Raw genomic sequence first — 18,115 nt, forward strand, 5'->3', positions numbered from 1 at the left:
TCACTATTTTTCAGATGCTTTTTCTAAAACTGGTCGAAAAAAAAGGCGAAGCCCGCTTCGCCTTTTTTATCCCGGGATGGATTATTTGATCCAGCCTTTTTCCTTGTAGTAGCGGGCTGCGCCGTCATGCAAGGGTGCGCTCAAGCCGTCCTTGACCATGTTTTGCGGGTTCAAATTGGCAAGCGCCGGGTGCAGCTTCTTGAACTCGTCGAAGTTCTCGAACAGTGCCTTGGTAAGCTGATACACCGTCTCGGCCGGTGTTTTGCTGGATGTCACCACTGTGGCCAGCACACCGTAAGTCTGGGTCGCCAGCGGGTTGTTCGGGTACAGGCCGGCCGGAATCGTGACCTTGGCGTAGTAGGGCTTGTCAGCGACCAGCTTGTCAATCACCGGGCCGGTCAACGACACCAGCTTGGCGCCGCAGGACGTGGTGGGGTCCTGGATGTTGGCCGACGGGTGTCCCACGCCATAGAAAAAGCCGTCAATCTTGCCGTCACACAAGGCCGGACCATGTTCGTCGGCCTTCAGTTCGGACGCAAGTGAAAAATCGCCCAGCTTCCAGCCCATGGCGCCGAGCATTTCTTCCATCGAGGAACGGGTGCCAGAGCCCGGATTGCCGACATTGAAGCGCTTGCCCTTGAAGTCTTCAAACTTCGTGATGTTGGCTTCCTTGCGGGCCACCACGGTGAAAGGCTCGGGATGCACTGCAAACACCGCGCGCAAATCGCTGTAAGCGCCGTCCTTGTACTGGTTCAGTCCCTTGACCGCGTTGTACTGTACGTCCGACTGGGTGAAGCCGAAGTCGAGTTCTCCTGCCTTGATGGTGTTGACATTGAACACCGATCCGCCGGTGGATTCCACCGAGCAGCGTATGCCGTGTTTTGCGCGGTCTTTGTTGACCAGGCGGCAGATGGCGCCGCCAGCGGCGTAGTACACACCGGTCACACCACCGGTGCCTATGGTCACAAACTTTTGCTGAGCCATGACCGGCGCGCCGGCAAACGCGCCCGACAGTGCGGCAGCCGCGGCAAGGGCTTTGAATACAAACGTTCTGGACATTGAAATACTCCTCGTTAAAAAATGGATGGATCGGGAAGATCACAGATCGGACAGCGTGGCCCGGATGGCGGCATCAAGCCGTTCGACGATCATCGCCAGCTCAGATTCGCTGGTGATGAACGGTGGGGCCAGCAGCACATGGTCACCATAGCGCCCATCCACGGTGCCGCCCATCGGGTAAACCATCAATCCGCGCGTCATGGCTTCCCGCTTGATACGTGCGTGCACGTTGCGTGCCGGATCAAAAGGCTTCTTGCTGCCCCGGTCCTGCACCAGCTCGATGCCCCAGAACAATCCGCGCCCGCGAATGTCACCGATGTGGGGATGCGCGCCAAAGGCGTCCAGCAACAGCCCCTCGAGCCGCGTGCCGCTCACCTGAACCCGTGCCAGCAGCCCGTCACGCGCGATCACGCGCTGCACCGCCAGCGCAGCCGCGCACGCCACCGCATGGCCGAGGTAGGTGTGGCCATGCTGAAAAAATCCGCTGCCCGATGACATCGATTGCACAATCTTCTGCTGAGCCAGTACCGCACCTATAGGCTGGTAACCACCGCCCAGTCCTTTGGCAATCGCCATGATGTCGGGCACCACACCCTCAAAATCGCAGGCGTGCAGTGAGCCGGTGCGGCCCATGCCACACATCACCTCGTCGAGTATGAGGAGCACGCCATGCCGGTCGCAGACTTCGCGCACGGCTTTGAAATAGCCCGGCACCGGGACCAGCACACCCGCCGTCGCACCGCCTATGGTCTCGGCCACAAATGCGATTACGGAGTCCGCGCCCAGACGCATGATTTCCTGCTCCAGTTCAGCGGCCAGGCGCTGACCGTATTGCTCTGGAGTCTCATGCCCCAGCTGTTCGCGGTAGGGGTAACACGGCGCCACATGGGTCACCGGGATCAGAATGGGTGCAAACGGTGCGCGCCGCCACTGGTTGCCGCCTACCGCCAGCGCCCCAAGCGTGTTGCCGTGGTAGCTCTGGCGGCGCGCGATGAAATGGGTACGCTGCGGCTGGCCGGTCTCGACAAAATACTGGCGCGCCATTTTCATAGCGGCTTCCATCGCCTCGGAACCGCCACTGACAAAGTACACATGGCTCATGCCGCCGGGCGCCGTACGGATCAGCTCATCGGCCAGTTCCTCGGCCACTTCGGTGGTGAAGAAGCTGGTATGGGCATACGCCAGCTTGTCAATCTGCGCATGCATCGCAGCCACCACGTCCGGGTGACCGTGGCCCAGGCAAGACACAGCCGCGCCACCCGATGCGTCGATGTACTTTCTTCCTTCCGCGTCAGTCAGATAAACGCCCTGGCCACTGACGGCGACCGGTGGGGTGTGCTGAAGCTGGCGATGAAAAACGTGGGTGGATGCGGAGGGCATAAAACTTATTTCCTGGCTGAAGAATGGGATGGGCGAGCAAGCCCGGGTTTGTCGGCACGTTTGTCCCAGTAAGCGCCCTCGCTCTCCAGCCGGTCTTGCCGTGCCTGCAGGTGCGCCAGCACCTTGCGGCCGCCACGCACCGCCACAGCGGCGGCCAATGCTTCGGCCAGCGCCAGTGCACCGACCATGGACTGGAAATACGAGGGGCTGTCGGCGCGGAACAGCAAGGTATGTGTGGCAGAACGGGCAATCGGCGACAGCGCACTGTCGGTCAGCACCAGCAGGTCCACGCCCTGCCCCAGCGCTTGGTTCACGGCGTCCACCGTCTGCCGGGTATAAGGCGCCAGCGACATCGCGACCAGCAGGTCACCCGCACGGATCTCGTCGATCTGGTCGCTCAGCGTGCCGCCCACACCTTGAACCAGCTGCCCGTTGGACGCCAGCAGGCCATAGCTGTAATGCAGATGCAGCGCCAGGCCGTGGCTGGCACGCAGGCCCAGAAAATGGACGCAGCGCGCGGCCAGCATGGCATCTGCCGCGGCTTCCAGCTGCACCCGCTGGTTCAACCCGCTGATGGACGCGGTGTTGGCATGCTGGGTTTCATTGAGTATGGCCAGCCAGTCCGCGCGGTGCCGAGCACTGGCTTGCAACACCTCGGCCCGGCCCGCGTACCCCCCGCGCGCCGCAAACGACTCCTGGCAAATGTGCTTGATCGCGTCAAAGCCGGAAAAGCCCAACGCTTGCGCCAACCGGCTCAGGGTCGCCGGCGCCATATCTGCACGGCGCGCGCATTCACGCATCGAGTGCAAAGCCACCTCACGCGGGTGCGCCTCGACCCAGCGCGCAGCACGCAGCAGTTCCGGGCTCAGGCCGTCAAGCGGAACATCGGCAAACAAGGCGGGTGCGGACATGAAACGTTTGTATCATGTTTTTGTAAAATACAAAACAAATGTCTCTCAACCGGAGAAGCCCGGAGCGCCCCCGACGGCGCCTGCTTTAACCGCAGCGCACCTTTCTGATGACCCCGGCTGCATCGAGGTCCAGATTCAGGCGCTGCGCGTTGAACTCCATGGTGACCATCTGGCCGGGCCTCAAGACCCGCGCGATGTATGAGCCGGAGCGCTGGCGTGCCTCCTCAACCACACTGGCGCCCGGAGCTTTGCCGATGGCGAACTGGGCTCCTTGGGCGTTGCAGGCGCTTCCGGCGGGAGGCGGTGGCATCGGGCTGGTGCTGGTCGAAGGCGAACTGCCGGGCGTGGTGCAAGCAGTCAAAACACCCAAACCGGCCACGGCCAGACTGACTGCGAGTAACTTCAAGGACATGCGTTCTCCATGTGTAAATCCACACCATAACGCGGCAAGCCCGACAAGGCCCGTACTTTTACGACTGGTTGCTCAGGCGGACCGGTCGTCCGCCAGACGCCCACAAAAAAGCCACCTTGCGGTGGCTTTTTATCTGGCGGAAACGAAGGGATTCGAACCCTTGATGAGGCTCTACACCCCATACTCCCTTAGCAGGGGAGCACCTTCGGCCACTCGGTCACGTTTCCTGATTCCTGGCTGAGCAGCGATTATCTCACGACTTGCACACTTGTCCAGCCGCTCGCTTGTGCGCTTCAGGTTGAGGGCTGGTCCAGGTCAAAGGCCTTGTGCAGTGCGCGCACGGCCAGCTCCATGTATTTTTCGTCGATCACGACCGAGGTCTTGATTTCGCTGGTGGAGATCATCTGGATGTTGATGCCCTCTTCGCTCAGCACGCGGAACATCTTGCTTGCGATGCCCACATGGCTGCGCATGCCGATGCCGACAATACTGACCTTGCAGATCTTCGCGTCACCGATGATCTCGTGTGCGCCCAGTTTGGGCAACACCTGCGCCTTGAGCAGATCCATCGCCCGGGCGTAGTCGTTGCGGTGCACGGTGAAACTGAAATCAGTCTTGCCGTCCTTGCTGATGTTCTGGATGATCACATCGACTTCGATGTTGGCATCTGCCACGGCACCGAGGATCTGGTAGGCAATACCCGGTGTGTCAGGCACGCCGAGAACGGAAATTTTGGCTTCGTCGCGGTTGAACGCGATGCCCGATACGATGGCTTGTTCCATTTGTTCGTCTTCCTCAAAACTGATCAGGGTGCCGGACTTGGCCTCTTCGTCGATGTTGATGTCCCAGGGCGTGAAGCTCGACAGCACACGCAGCGGTACCTTGTACTTTCCCGCAAACTCGACCGAGCGGATCTGCAGCACCTTGGAGCCCATCGATGCCATCTCCAGCATCTCTTCAAAACTGATGGTCAGCAGGCGCCGCGCTTCAGGCACCACGCGCGGGTCGGTGGTGTACACGCCATCGACGTCGGTGTAGATCAGGCATTCGTGCGCCTTCATGGCCGCAGCGACGGCGACGGCCGAGGTGTCCGAGCCACCGCGCCCCAGCGTGGTGATGTTGCCAGCTGCATCCGCGCCCTGAAAGCCGGTGATGATGACCACCTTGCCGGCATCCAGATCGGCGCGCACGCGTGAGTCGTCAATCGACTCAATGCGCGCCTTGGTGTGGGCACTGTTGGTTTTGATAGGCACCTGCCAGCCGGCGTAGCTCACGGCCTGCATGCCTTCGGCCTGCAGGGCGATGGCCAGAAGCGCACTGGAAGCCTGCTCACCGGTCGCCGCCAGGGCATCGAGCTCGCGGTGGTAGGCATCGTCGCTTTTTGCTGGCGCCAGCTCTTTGGCCAGGCCCAGCAGGCGATTGGTCTCGCCGCTCATGGCGCTGGGCACCACCACCATCTGGTGGCCGGCCCTAGCCCATTTGGCGACGCGCTTGGCCACATTGCGTATGCGCTCGGGCGAGCCCATCGATGTGCCACCGTACTTGTGAACGATCAAAGCCATTGCGGGGTCAATCAGGTTTTTGTTAGGGACTGCTTTTTTGCGCGGCGCCACAGCTCAGGCGCCTCAGCAAAGCCTTCAATTATAACTAGCGGCTGGTCCGCCTTGGGCCCCATGCTGCCGGTTCAGGGCCCACCCCTCGGGGCCAGCCGGGCACGAGGCTCAAGCCGCGTAGCGCAGGTGTGCACCTGCCCGTGTGATGTGACCGGCCGCCACCTTCAGGTGAATCTGGTGACCGCGCGTGGTGCAGGCGGCTATCTGCGCCAGCAACTGGGCAAGCTGCGCCGCGCTGGGTGTGGCGCGGTGTGACGCCTGCAACCAGTGGCGCAGCAAGTTGGCCTGGCGCGGCTGCGACAGCTCCTGCAGCGCAGCAAGCGCTGGCGGGTTGCCCACGGCCAGCAAGTCTTCACGCGCCACCTCCAGCAGCAGCGCCTGCGCCTCGGCTGCGTGGCGGGCACTGCGTGCAAAAGTCTCCCTGAATTGCGGGAAGGTGTCGCCCAGCACCGGCAACAGGCGGGCACGGATGCGGTTGCGCGTGAAACGCTCGTCGGTGTTGGTCGGGTCTTCGATAAAAGACGCGCAGCGCCGCACCAGCCAGGCGCGGATTTCCGTCGCGGGCACTGCCAGCAAGGGTCGGTGGTAACTCAGCCCGTCGCGTTGCCAGCTGGCCGGCATGGCGCTGAGCCCCGGCAAACCCGCGCCACGGCTGAGTGCCAGCAGGATGGTCTCCACCTGGTCATCGGCGTGTTGTGCAAGCGCTATGTTTTTTATAGCTGCTGGCGCTTGCCCCTCATGGGCCAGGGCCCGAAATGCCTCATAACGGGCCTTGCGGGCAGCGTCCTCCGGGCTTTCGCCTGGCGCATGTCCGGCCTGCACACGCAACACCTGCAAAGGTATTTGCCACATGGCACACGCGGCCTGGCAGTGCGCGACAAAGTCATCCGCTGCCGCCTGCAGGCCATGGTGCACATGTACGGCACTCACCTGCCCCGGCCATTTGTCGGCACAGGCCAGCAGCAAGGCGGTGGAGTCGGCGCCGCCGCTGTAGGCCACGGCCAGCGGCAGCGCGGGGGCAAAGACGCGCATGGCGTCGTCAACGGTGGTAGTCACTGGGTACCCTTCGCCTTGCAGGCTGCGGTATTCATCTTGGGAACGGCCCGGCGGCTCACTGGATAACCTTCGCCTTGCAGGCTGCGGTATTCGCCTTGAGAACGGCCCGGCGGCTCATGTCACGCCAGCCGCTGGTCGGCCGACGGCCAGCTATTTGGCGTCAGCCTTGGTGTCGGTGTAGCGGCCATAACCTTGAAGGCGCTCGTAACGGCGGTCCAGCAGTTCCTTGACCTTGAGGTCGCTGACCTGGCGGAAGGCGTCGTTGAGCGCACGTTTCAGGAAAGCCGCCATCTGCTTGTGATCGCGATGCGCGCCACCCACGGGCTCGTTGACGATCTTGTCGATCACGCCTAGCGCCTTCAGGCGGTGCGCGGTAATGCCCAGGGCCTCGGCGGCTTCCTCGGCTTTTTCGGAGGTTTTCCACAGGATGGAAGCGCAGCCTTCGGGGCTGATCACCGAGTAAATCGAGTACTGCAACATCACCACCTGGTCCGCCACCGAAATTGCCAGCGCGCCGCCAGAGCCGCCCTCACCAATGATGGTGGTGATGATGGGCACCTCCAGCTGCGCCATTTCAAAAATGTTGCGTCCAATGGCCTCGGACTGGCCGCGCTCCTCGGCATCAATGCCGGGGTAGGCGCCCGGCGTGTCCACAAAGGTGAAAACCGGCAGCTTGAACTTTTCGGCGGTTTTCATCAGGCGCAGTGCCTTGCGGTAACCCTCGGGCTTGCTCATGCCGAAGTTGCGCAGGCCGCGCTCTTTGGTGTCGCGCCCTTTCTGGTGCCCCAGCACCATGCAGGCGTTGCCGTTGAAACGGGCCAGACCGCCGACGATACTCAGATCGTCCGCAAAATGCCGGTCGCCGTGCAGTTCGACAAAGTCGGTGAACAGCTCGTTGACATAGTCCAGCGTATAGGGGCGCTCGGGGTGGCGCGCAATCTTGGTGATCTGCCAGGGCGTCAGGTCGCTGTAGATGTCTTTGGTGAGCTGCTGGCTTTTCTTGGCCAGCTGGTCGATTTCTTCCGAGATATCGACTGCCGATTCAGTCTGGACATAACGCAGCTCTTCTATTTTTCCCTCAAGCTCCGCAATCGGCTGCTCAAAATCGAGAAAGGTCTTTTTGGCCATGGTCTGCTCCTCAGGCTGCTAGAAATTCAGGTCTCGGTGCCCAGAACCGGCAAAGGGTCCAGCGAGCGCCAAATATACCAAGTTGCGACGCTGCAATACGGCGCCCACGCCGCGGCGACTTCGCGCGCGTCGCTGCGACTGACCGATTCGCCAGAAAAGTAGTTTTGACTGATGCCATTGATCAGGCCCACATCATCCAGCGGCAGCACATTGGGTCGCATCAGGTAAAAAATCAGAAACATCTCCGCCGTCCAGCGGCCAATACCGCGAATGGCGATCAACTCGGCAATGATGGCTTCGTCGTCCATCGCCTGCCAGTCTTTCACATGCACCGTGCCGGCGTCGAAATGAATGGCGAGATCGACAAGGTATTCGACCTTGCGCGCGCTCAGCCCGGCAGCGCGCATGTCGTCCACCTTGAGTTTGAGCACATGGGCGGGCGTCATTTTTCGAGGCAGGGCCTCAAAACGGTGCCACACCGTCTGCGCGGCCTTGACCGATATTTGCTGACCCACAATGCTGCGCGCCAGCGTGCTGAAGGCGTCGCCGCGCGACTGCAGGCAGGCGTCACCAAAACGTGGGATCAGGCGCTTCATCACCCGGTCTTTTTTGACCAGGTGTTTGCAAGCCTCGGCCCAGTAGGCGGGCACCGCGCTGACCGCAGGCTCGGCCACTTCGGCCAGTTCAACGCTGGCCGGGCCACTTTTTACTATCTTTTTCATAGCTGCTTGCGCAAGGCGGACAAGGGCTTGGAGGCGATTTGACTTGTAGGTTTGATCAAGACTGCACTTCCCAGGTGGTGCCGGTGGGTGAATCCTTGAGCACAATGCCCCGGGCCAGCAAATCGTTGCGGATACGGTCAGCGGCCGCAAAGTCGCGGCCTTGTTTGGCTGCCGCACGTTCGGCAATCAGCGCCTGGATGGCGGCATCGTCAAGGGTCGCTCCTGCCTGTAGAAAGGCAGCCGGGTCGCCCTGCAGCAAACCAAGACAAGCACCCAGCGCCCGTAGCAGGCCCGCCAGTTCGGCCGAGCGGTTGCGGTTGATTTCACTGGCCAGATCGAACAGCACGGCGACGGCCTCTGGTGTGCCAAAGTCCTCATCCATCGCGGCTTTGAAGCGCGCGGCAAAGGGCTGGGCCCAGTCAATCGCCACCTCGGCAGGGGTCACGGCATGTATCGCGGTGTACAGCCGCTTCAACGCATTGCGTGCGTCGTCCAGGTGCGCATCGCTGTAGTTCAGTGCGCTGCGGTAGTGCGCCCGGACAATAAAAAACCGCACGGTCTCCGGGTCGTACTTGGCCAGCACTTCGCGGATGGTGAAGAAGTTGCCCAGGCTTTTGGACATCTTCTCGTTGTCCACGCGCACAAAACCGTTGTGAACCCAATACCTGGCCAGCGGCTTGCCGTTGGCGGCTTCACTCTGGGCAATTTCGTTTTCATGGTGCGGAAACTGCAAGTCGGCACCGCCCCCATGAATATCGAAGGTCTCACCCAAAGTCTGGCAGCTCATGGCCGAACATTCGATGTGCCAGCCGGGCCGGCCCTGACCGTAGTTGCTGTCCCATTTCGCGTCGTCCGGCTCGGTCGGTTTGGCTGATTTCCAGAGCACAAAATCGAGCGGGTCTTCCTTGCCATCGAGTACCGCGACACGCTCGCCGGACCGCAGCTCATCGACCGATTTGCCGGAGAGCTTGCCGTAGCCATCGAACTTGCGCACCGCGTAATTGACGTCGCCGTTGGGCGAGCGGTAGGCGAAGCCCTTGTTTTCAAGCGTCGCGATCATGCCCAGCATTTGTGGCACGTATTCCGTAGCGCGTGGCTCCAGGGTAGGTGGCTCAATGCCCAGCGCGCCTATGTCCTGGTTCATGGCCGCAATCATCTCGTCGGTCAAGGCGCGGATGCTGATGCCGCGCTCCACCGCACGCTTGATGATCTTGTCGTCGATGTCCGTGATGTTGCGCACGTAAGTCACCTGGTAGCCGCTGACCTTGAGCCAGCGCTGCACCACGTCAAAGGCCATCATCATGCGGGCGTGGCCGATGTGGCACAGGTCGTAAATCGTCATGCCGCACACGTACATGCGCACATGGCCGGCGACCAGAGGCGAAAAATCTTCCACGGCACGCGACAGCGTGTTGTAAATGCGAAGGCTCATGAAGGGTGTGGGTGATCGGTAAGGCTGGAATCGCCGAACAAGGGGAAAGCTGCTCCGAAAGGTGAATCAACAGGCAGGCGCGCGGCGTTTTTTCACCGGAACTGAAACTATACCCCTCAGATACAATCAATCAGTATATCCAGCTCGCCAAAGCCCGTGCAGCATGCTGCGCCGCCGGCTTTCAGGTTCATCTTTCAGACCAGCCACCCATGCGTTCCAGAGGACATATGCCCAAGTCAGCCCATTTTTCAAGCCTGCCGTCTGCATTGCGCTGGCTGGCACTGGCCGCAGCCCTAGGCCTGTATGTGCCAGCGGTCCATGCCGACGACTACGACGACGTCAACGCCCTGGTGCGCGCAGGCCAGCTGGCCCAGGCGCTGATCAAGGCCGACCTGTACCTGGCAGGCAAACCGCGTGACCCGCAAATGCGTTTTCTCAAAGGCGTGATCCAGTCCGAAAGCGGTAAACAGGCCGACGCCATTGCCACCTTTACCAAAATCACCCAGGACTACCCCGAGCTGCCCGAGCCCTACAACAACCTGGCTGTGCTTTACGCCGGCCAGAACCAGTTTGACAAGGCCAGGGCCTCACTGGAAATGGCGATACGCACCAACCCCAGTTACGCCACCGCCCATGAAAACCTCGGTGATGTCTACGCCCGGCTTGCCAGCCAGGCCTATAGCAAGGCCCTGCAACTGGACGGCGGCAACAGCGCCGTGCCACCCAAACTTGCCCTGATCCGCACCCTGTTCACCGTCGATACCCGGGCGCAAAAACCGGCCGCGACCAATGCCGCGGCCGCGCCGGCAGCCACGCCTGCGGCACCTGCCAAACCAACGCCAGCACCTGTCAGCCCACCTGTACCGGTAGCCCCGCCCGCTCCGGCACCCGCTGCTGCACCCCCCGCCCCAGTTGCACCGGCAACCCCGGTGGCGCCTGCGGCCCCAGCTTCAGCACCCGTCAGCGCCGCCGACAAGGACGTGGAAAGCGCGGTGCGCGCCTGGGCCAGCGCCTGGGCGGCCAAAGACATGAACACCTATCTGGCCGCCTATGCCAAAGACTTTGACCCGCCGGGTGAGCAGACTCGCAAAAGCTGGGAAGAAGAGCGCCGCAGCCGCATCGTCGGCAAGTCGCGCATCAGCGTGAAGATCAGCAACCTGTCGGTCGATGTCAAAGGCAGCAAGGCAACTGCCAAGTTCAAGCAGGACTACAGCGCCGACGCGCTCAATGTCTCCAGCCGCAAGACACTGGACATGGCGCGTGCGGGTGAGCGCTGGCTCATCGTCCGGGAATCCACCGGCGGTTGATGGCTGGCCTGTCCGCCGGCATGTGTACCTGACATGTTTCTTATCCCCTTCATGCCACGGGTCCACCGCGCCTTTTCTCCTCGTGCTGTCTGCGCTGCGTTTGCCACGGCGCTGCTGCTGTGCAGCGCTGCGGTATTTGCCCAAGGCGACAAAGAAAAAGCCGGGCGCGTCAACATCGAAAACGGCGCCAACTACAAACGACCGTCGGCCAGCCCGCGCGGGGCCAAACGCGCTGCAGTGAAGGACGGCGAGGCAGAGGCCCGCCTGATCGAAATCTACAAACTCGCAGGCCAGTCCAAAGCGCGAGAGGCCCTGGCCAAAGCCGAGCGCCTGGTCAACGACCACCCCAACTTCCAGCTGGCACAGCTGGTCTATGGCGACCTGCTGGCGGCACAGTCCAGGCCACTGCGCACACTGGGCGACGTGCCGGAGGCCGAGGCCAGGGGCGGCGCCAGCACCCTGGCCGAGCTGCGCCAGGAGTCGCTGATGCGCCTGAAAGCGCTGCGCGAAAGGCCGGCTGCCGGCACCATTCCCTCGCAGTTTCTGGCACTGTCGCCACGCAACAAACACGCGATTGCGGTAGACGCCTCGCGCTCCCGTCTGTACCTGTTTGAAAACACCGAAGCCGGGCTCAAGCTGCTGGCCGACTACTACATCTCGGTCGGCAAGTCGGGCATTGAAAAAAACGTCGAAGGCGACTCACGCACGCCGCTGGGCATTTATTTTGTGACCAGCAACCTGGACCCGCGCTCGCTCAAGGATTTTTACGGCTCGGGCGCACTGCCCATCAACTACCCGAACCAGCTCGACCTCAAACGCGGGAAAACCGGCAGCGGCATCTGGCTGCACGGCACGCCGCCGGGACAGTTTGCGCGCGCGCCGCTGGCCAGTGATGGCTGCGTGGTGCTGGCCAACCCCGACCTGGAGCGCATTGTCCGCACAGTGGAAGTACGCAGCACCCCCGTCGTGATTGCACACAGCCTCAAGTGGGTGGCGCCGCAAACCGCCAAGGCAGACAGCAAGAGTTTTGAGGATGCACTGCACAGCTGGCAACAGGCCCGGTCCAGCGGCGACATGGTGGCGCTGACCAGCCTGTACAGCAGCGACTTCACCAGCTACGGCAAGACCCTGACCGACTGGACACTTGTGCTGCGCGGCGAGGCCAGCAAAATACGCGGCCGCAGCGTGCAACTCAAGGATCTGTCCTACCTGCGCTGGACCGACAGCGCCGATACCATGGTGGTAACCTTTGGCGAAGTGCCCAGCGGTGCACGCACCGGCCCGGTCCGGCGCCAGTACTGGATGCGCCAGGGCAAGCAATGGAAAATATTCTTTGAAGGAGTGATTGGATGACTTTGAGCACACGTACATTCGGCCGGCGCGCCTGCCTGGCACTGGCGACACTTGGCCTGCTGGCAGGCCAGGCCTGGGCGCATGGCACAGCCGCCGCGCCCAAGGTCAAATTTGCCACCAGCGCCGGGGATTTTGTGGTCGAGGTGTACCCCGACAAAGCCCCCAAAACCGTTGACAACTTTCTGCAATACGTCAAAGACAAACACTACGACGGCACGGTGTTTCACCGCGTGATCGACAACTTCATGGTGCAGGGCGGCGGCTTTGACGCGGCTTATGCACAAAAGCCAACCCGCGCGCCCGTGGTGCACGAAGGTCGCGAAGCATTGGCCAAGGGTGGCGACAAAAACGTCGTCGGCACACTGGCGATGGCCCGCACCAATGACCCCAATTCCGCCTCGGCACAGTTTTTCATCAACGTGCGCGACAACGACTTTCTGAACCCCAGCGTGCAAGCGCCGGGCTACACCGTGTTTGGCAAAGTCATCAGCGGCATGGACGTCGTCAACAAGATCAAGGCCACGCCCACCGGCCCGGGTGGCCCCTTCCCCAGCGACGTGCCAAAAACTCCGGTTCTCGTCACCTCTGCCACCCTTGTCAAATAGATCCCTGAAAACCCACTGAATCAACCCGTATGAGCAACCCACAAGTCGAACTCCATATTGCCGGTCACGGCGTCATCACCCTTGAACTCGACCAGGACAAGGCACCCAAATCGGTCGCCAACTTCCTGAGCTACGTCAACAAGGGCCACTACAGCAACACCGTGTTTCACCGCGTCATCCCGGGCTTCATGGTTCAGGGCGGCGGCTTTGAAGTCGGCATGAAACAAAAGCCGACCGACGGCGAAATTGAAAACGAAGCCAACAACGGCCTGAAAAACGACCACTACACCGTCGCCATGGCGCGCACCAACGCGCCGCACTCGGCCAGCTCGCAGTTTTTCATCAACGTTTCTGACAACGCCTTTCTGAACCACACCGCACCCAATGCCTCCGGCTGGGGTTACGCGGTGTTTGCCAAGGTGGTGGGCGGCAAGGACGTGGTCGATAAAATCGCCGCCGTCAAAACCGGCCGCAAAGGCTTTCATGACGATGTGCCGCAAACCGATGTGGTGATCGAAAAGGCCGTGGCCCTCGCCTGATCCCGCGGGACGGCGCTATTACCCGGCTCCGTCCGTGAACACCCCCCCGACCGTGCCCCAGACAGCGGAGCTTGATGCGCCGCCCGCCTGGGGCACGGTCGATTTCATTTCCGACCTGCACCTGCAGGCCGATGCGCCCGCCACCTTTGCGGCCTGGCAGCACTACATGGAAAGCACGCCCGCCGACGCGGTGTTCATGCTGGGCGACCTGTTTGAAGCCTGGGTCGGTGACGATGCCGTCAGCGACGATGTAGCTTCCACTGCGTGCGTCGGCGCGTTTGAAGACCGCTGCGCCCACGTGATGGGACAGACCGCCAGCCGGCTGGCGCTGTTTTTCATGCATGGCAACCGCGACTTTCTGGTCGGTCAGCGCCTGATGGACCTGTGCAACACCGCCTTGCTGGCCGACCCCACGGTGCTGGGCTTTCACCGGCAACGCTGGCTGCTGTCGCACGGCGACGCCTTGTGCCTGGCCGATACCGACTACATGGCGTTTCGCCAGCAGGTACGCAGCGCGGCGTGGCAAAGTGATTTTCTGGCCAAACCACTGACCGAACGCCAGGCCCTTGCGCGCGGCCTGCGCCAGCAAAGCCAGGCCCAGCATGACAAGCGCCAGCTATCGGGCCTGGCCTACGCCGATGTGGACAGCGCTGCCGCCCTGGCGCAACTGCGCGCCGCCGACGCGCACATCCTGATTCACGGCCATACGCACCAGCCCGCCGTGCACGACCTGGGCCACGGCTTCTCGCGTGTGGTGCTCAGCGACTGGGACGCCGCTGCCACCGTGCCGCGCGCCGAGGTACTGCGCCTGACGGCCGGCGGCCTGCGCCGCATCAGCCTGCTGTAGTGTCCTGTCCCACAAATAGGGGGATGCAATGAAATTGTCCAGTCAGCTGTCAGGCAAGGCGCGAGGAGGCGGCATGGCCATCGCCATGGCAACGACGAGCAACGCCGCATGGCGGCTGAATGGGCGATTTCATATCGCCTTTGTCTGTGGGACAGGCCACTAGGCCATGCTGAACTGGTTGCGCCAGCTGCTGGGGGGCCGCAATGCCCGCTCCACACCCATTCCCGACGCACTGTGGCAGGCCACGCTGGCGGCCTACCCTTTTCTGGCAGACCGCCCGCCCGCCGACCTGCAGCAATTACGTGCGCTGGTGGGTGAGTTTCTGGCGCAGAAAGAATTTTCCGGCGCACACGGCCTGCTTGTCTCCGACGAAATGGCCGTCGCCATTGCTGCCCAGGCCTGCCTGCCGGTGCTGCACCTGGGACTTGACTGGTACAGCGACTTTGTCGGCATCGTGGTGCACCCCGGGCAAATGCTGGCGCGCCGCGAGACGCAAGACGCCAGCGGCGTGGTGCACCGCTACAGCGAAGTGCTGGCCGGCGAGGCGATGGACCGCGGCCCTGTCACCCTGAGCTGGCAAGACGTGGCCTCAGCCGGCGAGCAGGCCGGCCAGGGCTACAACGTGGTGATTCATGAGTTTGTGCACAAGATCGACATGAAAAACGGCGTCCCCGACGGCTGCCCGCCCCTGGGCTCTCGCGCCGCCCACGCCGCCTGGCACGCCGTGATGCAACCGGCCTATGACGCCTTCCGCGAGCAGGTCACCATCGCCGAACGTTTTGGCGGCCAGCCCCCCTGGCTGGACGCTTATGGCGCCACGGCACCGGCCGAGTTTTTTGCGGTCGCGTGTGAAGCCTACTTTGTCAACCGTGCGCGCTTCACCCAGGATTTTGCGGCCCTGACGCCGCTGTTTGACCAATTCTTCAGGATAAATCGGGCTGCAGCCCTTTAGATTCGGCGGTAAGCAGCTACATTTTTTGTAGCGTCTGGCCTGACACCTGTCTTGCGGCCCAATTTTTTTGGCCCTTTTTAACCCCTTTTGACCGCCTGCTTCGTTTCAGTCAGTTCCAACCAACTTTTATGGAGCTTTCATGAAACTCATGCCGTTTGCCCTGTCCCTTTTTTTGGCTGCTGCCGGTTTTGCCCTGCCGGCACATGCCGTTGGCAGCCTGGCCGATGTCACGGTGATAGACCGACAGTCCGGCGCCACCTTGCCGGTGTACCGCCACCGGGGCGAGTACTGGGTGGCGGGCCAGTACGGTGCCAAATATGCGGTGCTGGTGCGCAACCGCCTGGGCGAGCGTGTGCTGGCCGTGACGGCGGTGGACGGCGTCAACGTGCTCAGCGGCGAAACCGCCGCCTGGGACCAGACAGGTTATGTGTTTTCGCCCTGGCAGCAGTACCAGGTGACAGGCTGGCGCAAAAGCAGCAGCGAAGTGGCGGCCTTCGAGTTTTCCGTGTCTGGCGAATCCTATGCGGGCCGCACCGGCCGGCCCGGCAACGTGGGGGTGATTGGTGTGGCGCTGTTTCGTGAGCGGCTGCCCGAGCCGGTGCTGCCGCTGCCCGAGTATTCACGCCGCGATGAGTCGCGCGACTCCTTTCGCGACCTCTCGCGTGAAGAGTCGGTCCTGCCGCGTGCGCGCAGTGCGCCTGCGCCAGCCACGCCCCTGGCTGAAAACAGCACCGGTCTGGCAGAGCGCAGAAGCGCCGAGGCGCCACTGCGCGAGCAGTCGCAGCGCGGGTCCGCATCCGCCGACAGCCTGGCCAAAGCGGCTCCTTCGTTTGCGCCCCGGCCTGCACCCCAGCTGGGGACGGCACATGGGCAGCGTGAAACCTCGGTGGTGTCGCACACCAGCTTTGCGCGCCTGCAGGCGCAGCCCAACGAGGTCATCCGCATCCGTTATGACAGCCGCGAGAACCTGATCGCCGCAGGTGTCATCCGCGAGCCGGCAGCGCTGTGGCCGGTGCCCAATCCGTTTCCCCAGTCGGCCAATACCTCCTACGTACCTGACCCGCCTGTCCGCAGGTATTGAGAAAGGCGGGCTGCTGGCCGTGCTAACGTGGCGCATGCCCAGCGCCGACCCGCCCGACCACGCCGCAATTGACAGCGACGAGTCCCTGATGTTGCGTTATGCAGCGGGTGATCTGGCGGCCTTTGACGTGCTGTATGGCCGCCACGAGCTACGCGTCTGGCGTTACCTGTTGCGCAGTGTGCGGGTGCAGGCCGTGGCCGACGACTTGCTGCAGGACGTGTGGTTTGCGGTAGCCCGGCAGGGGGTCGGCAATGCCGGCTACCGGCCCACAGCGCGCTTCACCACCTGGCTGTTCACCATCGCGCACCACCGGCTGGTGGATCACTTCCGGACCGCCAGGCCACATGTCTCCATCGACGGGCATGGCGGCGGGGAGGATGATGAAAACAGCCTCATCAACACCCTGGCCGCTGATTCGGGTTTTGGGCCGCTGCGCCAGTTGCAGTCGCGCGAGCAGGCTGCCGCGCTGATGGCGGCGCTGGAGCAATTGCCAGCCGAACAACGCGAAGCTTTTTTGCTGCAGGCCGAAGCCGGGATGAGTGTGGAAGAGATTGCCAGCACCACCGGCGTGAGTTTTGAAACCGCCAAAAGCCGCCTGCGTTATGCCAGACGCAGCCTGCGACAACAGCTACAGGAGTTTGCATGACAGCCCCCCGCCCCGACGACGAGTTGCTGCGGCGCTATCACGAGGCCAGCGCGCAGGATACACGCGGCCCCGGCGCACATGTGCGCGCGGCAGTGCGCGCCCATGCACAGGCCGTGCTGGCAGGCCAGACGACCAGCCGCACAACCCGGCCCGCACCCGCCGCCAACCAGCCGCGCTGGAAGCTGTCCCTGCTGGCCAGTGTGGCCGTGGTCGGTCTGGCGGGGCTGCTGGTGCTGCAGTTTGAACGTGGCACGCCGCAAGAAAAAGAGCTGGTGGCCGGCCAGAGCGCTGCAGGCCGCAGCCCCGCCACGTCCGCAGGGCCGTCAACAAGCCGCGAGGCCAGCCCCGCTGCCCATACCGCGCCAGAGACACAGGCAAGTGCCGCCACCGCCACCGCCACCGCCACTGCCAAGGCCGCGCCCGCCAGAAGCCAGGCCGAGCTGCCCCGCGCCTTGTCGCCTGCACCAGCATCCCCTGCGCCTGCCGCCAAGACGGCACCAGCGCCTGTCGCCCCTGCCATTCCCGTCGAGGTGGCGCCAGCGCGCAGCCGTCTGGCCGATACAAACGCCAACAACGCGCTCGATGAAGCCACCATTTCAGCAGGCCGCGCTGCGGCCCCTGCATTTCGGGCGCCACCAGCAGCACCGGATGCGCCCCGACCCGACCTGGCCTATCCCCCATCGTTTGCGGCCGCGCCAGCGGCCGCCCCACGCGCGCAGGCCCAGCAGCAAAAACAGGAAGAACGCAGCAGTGAACAGGCAGGGGCGCGCGAACTCAGCCGAAGCGCCGCTGCGTCGCTGCACGCGGCGGCTGGCGCAGGGCGGCTGGCGCAAGTCGAGCAGCTCATCGCGCAAGGTGCGTCAGTCAATACACCTGACGCGATGGGCAAAACACCGCTGATGCTGGCCGCCATCAACGGGCACAGCACCGTGGTTCAGCGCCTGCTGGCAGCCGGGGCGAATCCGGCATTGGTGGACCGTGATGGTGTCAACGCCTTGCAGCACGCCAGGCGGCTGGGGCGCGAGGCGATTGCGCAGATGATAGAGGCCGGGTCGTGATGCCGGTGGCTGCG

At 62.9% G+C, this 18,115-nt stretch carries 18 protein-coding genes and 1 tRNA gene; 9 read left to right on the top strand and 10 right to left on the bottom strand.

What is annotated here, in order from left to right; all coding sequences use genetic code 11:
- Positions 1-81: 81 nt before the first annotated feature.
- The 10 genes from Q8L50_RS15705 to cysS form a co-directional block, all read right to left on the bottom strand.
- A complete protein-coding gene (locus Q8L50_RS15705; protein ID WP_305349574.1) occupies positions 82-1,059 on the bottom strand; it encodes a TAXI family TRAP transporter solute-binding subunit in 978 nt (325 codons plus the stop codon).
- Between the two features lie 39 nt (positions 1,060-1,098).
- Complete coding sequence (locus Q8L50_RS15710) at positions 1,099-2,439, bottom strand: aspartate aminotransferase family protein (protein WP_305349575.1); 1,341 nt, start codon at positions 2,437-2,439, stop codon at positions 1,099-1,101.
- Positions 2,440-2,444: 5 nt separating this feature from the next.
- A complete protein-coding gene (locus tag Q8L50_RS15715; RefSeq protein ID WP_305349576.1) occupies positions 2,445-3,350 on the bottom strand; it encodes a MurR/RpiR family transcriptional regulator in 906 nt (301 codons plus the stop codon).
- Positions 3,351-3,435: 85 nt separating this feature from the next.
- A complete protein-coding gene (locus Q8L50_RS15720) occupies positions 3,436-3,762 on the bottom strand; it encodes an I78 family peptidase inhibitor (protein ID WP_305349577.1) in 327 nt (108 codons plus the stop codon).
- A gap of 134 nt (positions 3,763-3,896) precedes the next feature.
- A tRNA-Ser gene (locus Q8L50_RS15725) sits at positions 3,897-3,989 on the bottom strand.
- A gap of 66 nt (positions 3,990-4,055) precedes the next feature.
- Positions 4,056-5,324 carry an aspartate kinase gene (locus Q8L50_RS15730; protein ID WP_305349578.1) on the bottom strand — a complete coding sequence of 423 codons (1,269 nt, stop codon included), beginning with the start codon at positions 5,322-5,324 and terminating at the stop codon, positions 4,056-4,058.
- 159 nt (positions 5,325-5,483) lie between these two features.
- Positions 5,484-6,431: a tRNA lysidine(34) synthetase TilS gene (gene tilS, locus Q8L50_RS15735; protein WP_305349579.1), complete on the bottom strand. Its 948-nt coding sequence runs from the start codon at positions 6,429-6,431 to the stop codon at positions 5,484-5,486.
- A gap of 150 nt (positions 6,432-6,581) precedes the next feature.
- Positions 6,582-7,559 carry an acetyl-CoA carboxylase carboxyltransferase subunit alpha gene (locus tag Q8L50_RS15740; protein ID WP_305349580.1) on the bottom strand — a complete coding sequence of 326 codons (978 nt, stop codon included), beginning with the start codon at positions 7,557-7,559 and terminating at the stop codon, positions 6,582-6,584.
- Between the two features lie 26 nt (positions 7,560-7,585).
- On the bottom strand, positions 7,586-8,281 hold the full coding sequence (locus Q8L50_RS15745) for a DNA-3-methyladenine glycosylase (RefSeq protein ID WP_305349581.1): 696 nt from the start codon (positions 8,279-8,281) through the stop codon (positions 7,586-7,588).
- A 55-nt stretch (positions 8,282-8,336) separates the two neighbouring features.
- The gene (gene cysS, locus Q8L50_RS15750; RefSeq protein WP_305349582.1) at positions 8,337-9,713 is read right to left on the bottom strand and encodes a cysteine--tRNA ligase; all 1,377 of its coding nucleotides are present in this window, start codon (positions 9,711-9,713) and stop codon (positions 8,337-8,339) included.
- A 227-nt stretch (positions 9,714-9,940) separates the two neighbouring features.
- Here cysS and Q8L50_RS15755 point away from each other — a divergent pair, with 227 nt between their 5' ends.
- The 9 genes from Q8L50_RS15755 to Q8L50_RS15795 all read left to right on the top strand — a co-directional run bounded on the left by Q8L50_RS15755 (position 9,941) and on the right by Q8L50_RS15795 (position 18,101).
- The gene (locus Q8L50_RS15755; RefSeq protein WP_305349583.1) at positions 9,941-11,020 is read left to right on the top strand and encodes a tetratricopeptide repeat protein; all 1,080 of its coding nucleotides are present in this window, start codon (positions 9,941-9,943) and stop codon (positions 11,018-11,020) included.
- 33 nt (positions 11,021-11,053) lie between these two features.
- Positions 11,054-12,373 (top strand): L,D-transpeptidase family protein, encoded by a 1,320-nt coding sequence (locus Q8L50_RS15760; protein WP_305349584.1) that lies wholly within the window; start codon positions 11,054-11,056, stop codon positions 12,371-12,373.
- A complete protein-coding gene (locus tag Q8L50_RS15765) occupies positions 12,370-12,978 on the top strand; it encodes a peptidylprolyl isomerase (protein WP_305349585.1) in 609 nt (202 codons plus the stop codon). Before Q8L50_RS15760 ends, Q8L50_RS15765 begins: the two co-directional genes overlap by 4 nt.
- 29 nt (positions 12,979-13,007) lie before the next feature.
- Positions 13,008-13,517: a peptidylprolyl isomerase gene (locus Q8L50_RS15770; protein WP_305349586.1), complete on the top strand. Its 510-nt coding sequence runs from the start codon at positions 13,008-13,010 to the stop codon at positions 13,515-13,517.
- Positions 13,518-13,551: 34 nt separating this feature from the next.
- Entirely contained in the window at positions 13,552-14,364 is an 813-nt protein-coding gene (locus Q8L50_RS15775) for a UDP-2,3-diacylglucosamine diphosphatase (RefSeq protein ID WP_305349587.1), read from the top strand.
- 166 nt (positions 14,365-14,530) lie between these two features.
- A complete protein-coding gene (locus Q8L50_RS15780; protein WP_305349588.1) occupies positions 14,531-15,316 on the top strand; it encodes a zinc-dependent peptidase in 786 nt (261 codons plus the stop codon).
- Between the two features lie 139 nt (positions 15,317-15,455).
- Entirely contained in the window at positions 15,456-16,397 is a 942-nt protein-coding gene (locus Q8L50_RS15785; RefSeq protein ID WP_305349589.1) for a hypothetical protein, read from the top strand.
- A 34-nt stretch (positions 16,398-16,431) separates the two neighbouring features.
- Positions 16,432-17,043, top strand: a complete 612-nt coding sequence (locus tag Q8L50_RS15790) for a sigma-70 family RNA polymerase sigma factor (RefSeq protein WP_305349590.1) — start codon at positions 16,432-16,434, stop codon at positions 17,041-17,043.
- On the top strand, positions 17,040-18,101 hold the full coding sequence (locus Q8L50_RS15795; protein ID WP_305349591.1) for an ankyrin repeat domain-containing protein: 1,062 nt from the start codon (positions 17,040-17,042) through the stop codon (positions 18,099-18,101). The genes Q8L50_RS15790 and Q8L50_RS15795 overlap by 4 nt, the downstream gene beginning before the upstream one ends.
- Positions 18,102-18,115 lie beyond the last annotated feature (14 nt).

The sequence above is a fragment of the Polaromonas sp. genome (assembly GCF_030680935.1).
GTDB lineage: Bacteria > Pseudomonadota > Gammaproteobacteria > Burkholderiales > Burkholderiaceae_C > Polaromonas.

Excerpts from the sequence above, each read along its gene's own strand:
- Q8L50_RS15705 (WP_305349574.1), bottom strand. The coding sequence starts at position 1,059 with ATGTCCAGAACGTTTGTATTCAAAGCCCTTGCCGCGGCTGCCGCACTG.
- Q8L50_RS15710 (WP_305349575.1), bottom strand. The coding sequence starts at position 2,439 with ATGCCCTCCGCATCCACCCACGTTTTTCATCGCCAGCTTCAGCACACC.
- Q8L50_RS15715 (WP_305349576.1), bottom strand. The coding sequence starts at position 3,350 with ATGTCCGCACCCGCCTTGTTTGCCGATGTTCCGCTTGACGGCCTGAGC.
- Q8L50_RS15720 (WP_305349577.1), bottom strand. The coding sequence starts at position 3,762 with ATGTCCTTGAAGTTACTCGCAGTCAGTCTGGCCGTGGCCGGTTTGGGT.
- Q8L50_RS15730 (WP_305349578.1), bottom strand. The coding sequence starts at position 5,324 with ATGGCTTTGATCGTTCACAAGTACGGTGGCACATCGATGGGCTCGCCC.
- Q8L50_RS15740 (WP_305349580.1), bottom strand. The coding sequence starts at position 7,559 with ATGGCCAAAAAGACCTTTCTCGATTTTGAGCAGCCGATTGCGGAGCTT.
- Q8L50_RS15745 (WP_305349581.1), bottom strand. The coding sequence starts at position 8,281 with ATGAAAAAGATAGTAAAAAGTGGCCCGGCCAGCGTTGAACTGGCCGAA.
- cysS (WP_305349582.1), bottom strand. The coding sequence starts at position 9,713 with ATGAGCCTTCGCATTTACAACACGCTGTCGCGTGCCGTGGAAGATTTT.
- Q8L50_RS15755 (WP_305349583.1), top strand. The coding sequence starts at position 9,941 with ATGCCCAAGTCAGCCCATTTTTCAAGCCTGCCGTCTGCATTGCGCTGG.
- Q8L50_RS15760 (WP_305349584.1), top strand. The coding sequence starts at position 11,054 with ATGTTTCTTATCCCCTTCATGCCACGGGTCCACCGCGCCTTTTCTCCT.
- Q8L50_RS15765 (WP_305349585.1), top strand. The coding sequence starts at position 12,370 with ATGACTTTGAGCACACGTACATTCGGCCGGCGCGCCTGCCTGGCACTG.
- Q8L50_RS15770 (WP_305349586.1), top strand. The coding sequence starts at position 13,008 with ATGAGCAACCCACAAGTCGAACTCCATATTGCCGGTCACGGCGTCATC.
- Q8L50_RS15780 (WP_305349588.1), top strand. The coding sequence starts at position 14,531 with ATGCTGAACTGGTTGCGCCAGCTGCTGGGGGGCCGCAATGCCCGCTCC.
- Q8L50_RS15785 (WP_305349589.1), top strand. The coding sequence starts at position 15,456 with ATGAAACTCATGCCGTTTGCCCTGTCCCTTTTTTTGGCTGCTGCCGGT.
- Q8L50_RS15790 (WP_305349590.1), top strand. The coding sequence starts at position 16,432 with ATGCCCAGCGCCGACCCGCCCGACCACGCCGCAATTGACAGCGACGAG.
- Q8L50_RS15795 (WP_305349591.1), top strand. The coding sequence starts at position 17,040 with ATGACAGCCCCCCGCCCCGACGACGAGTTGCTGCGGCGCTATCACGAG.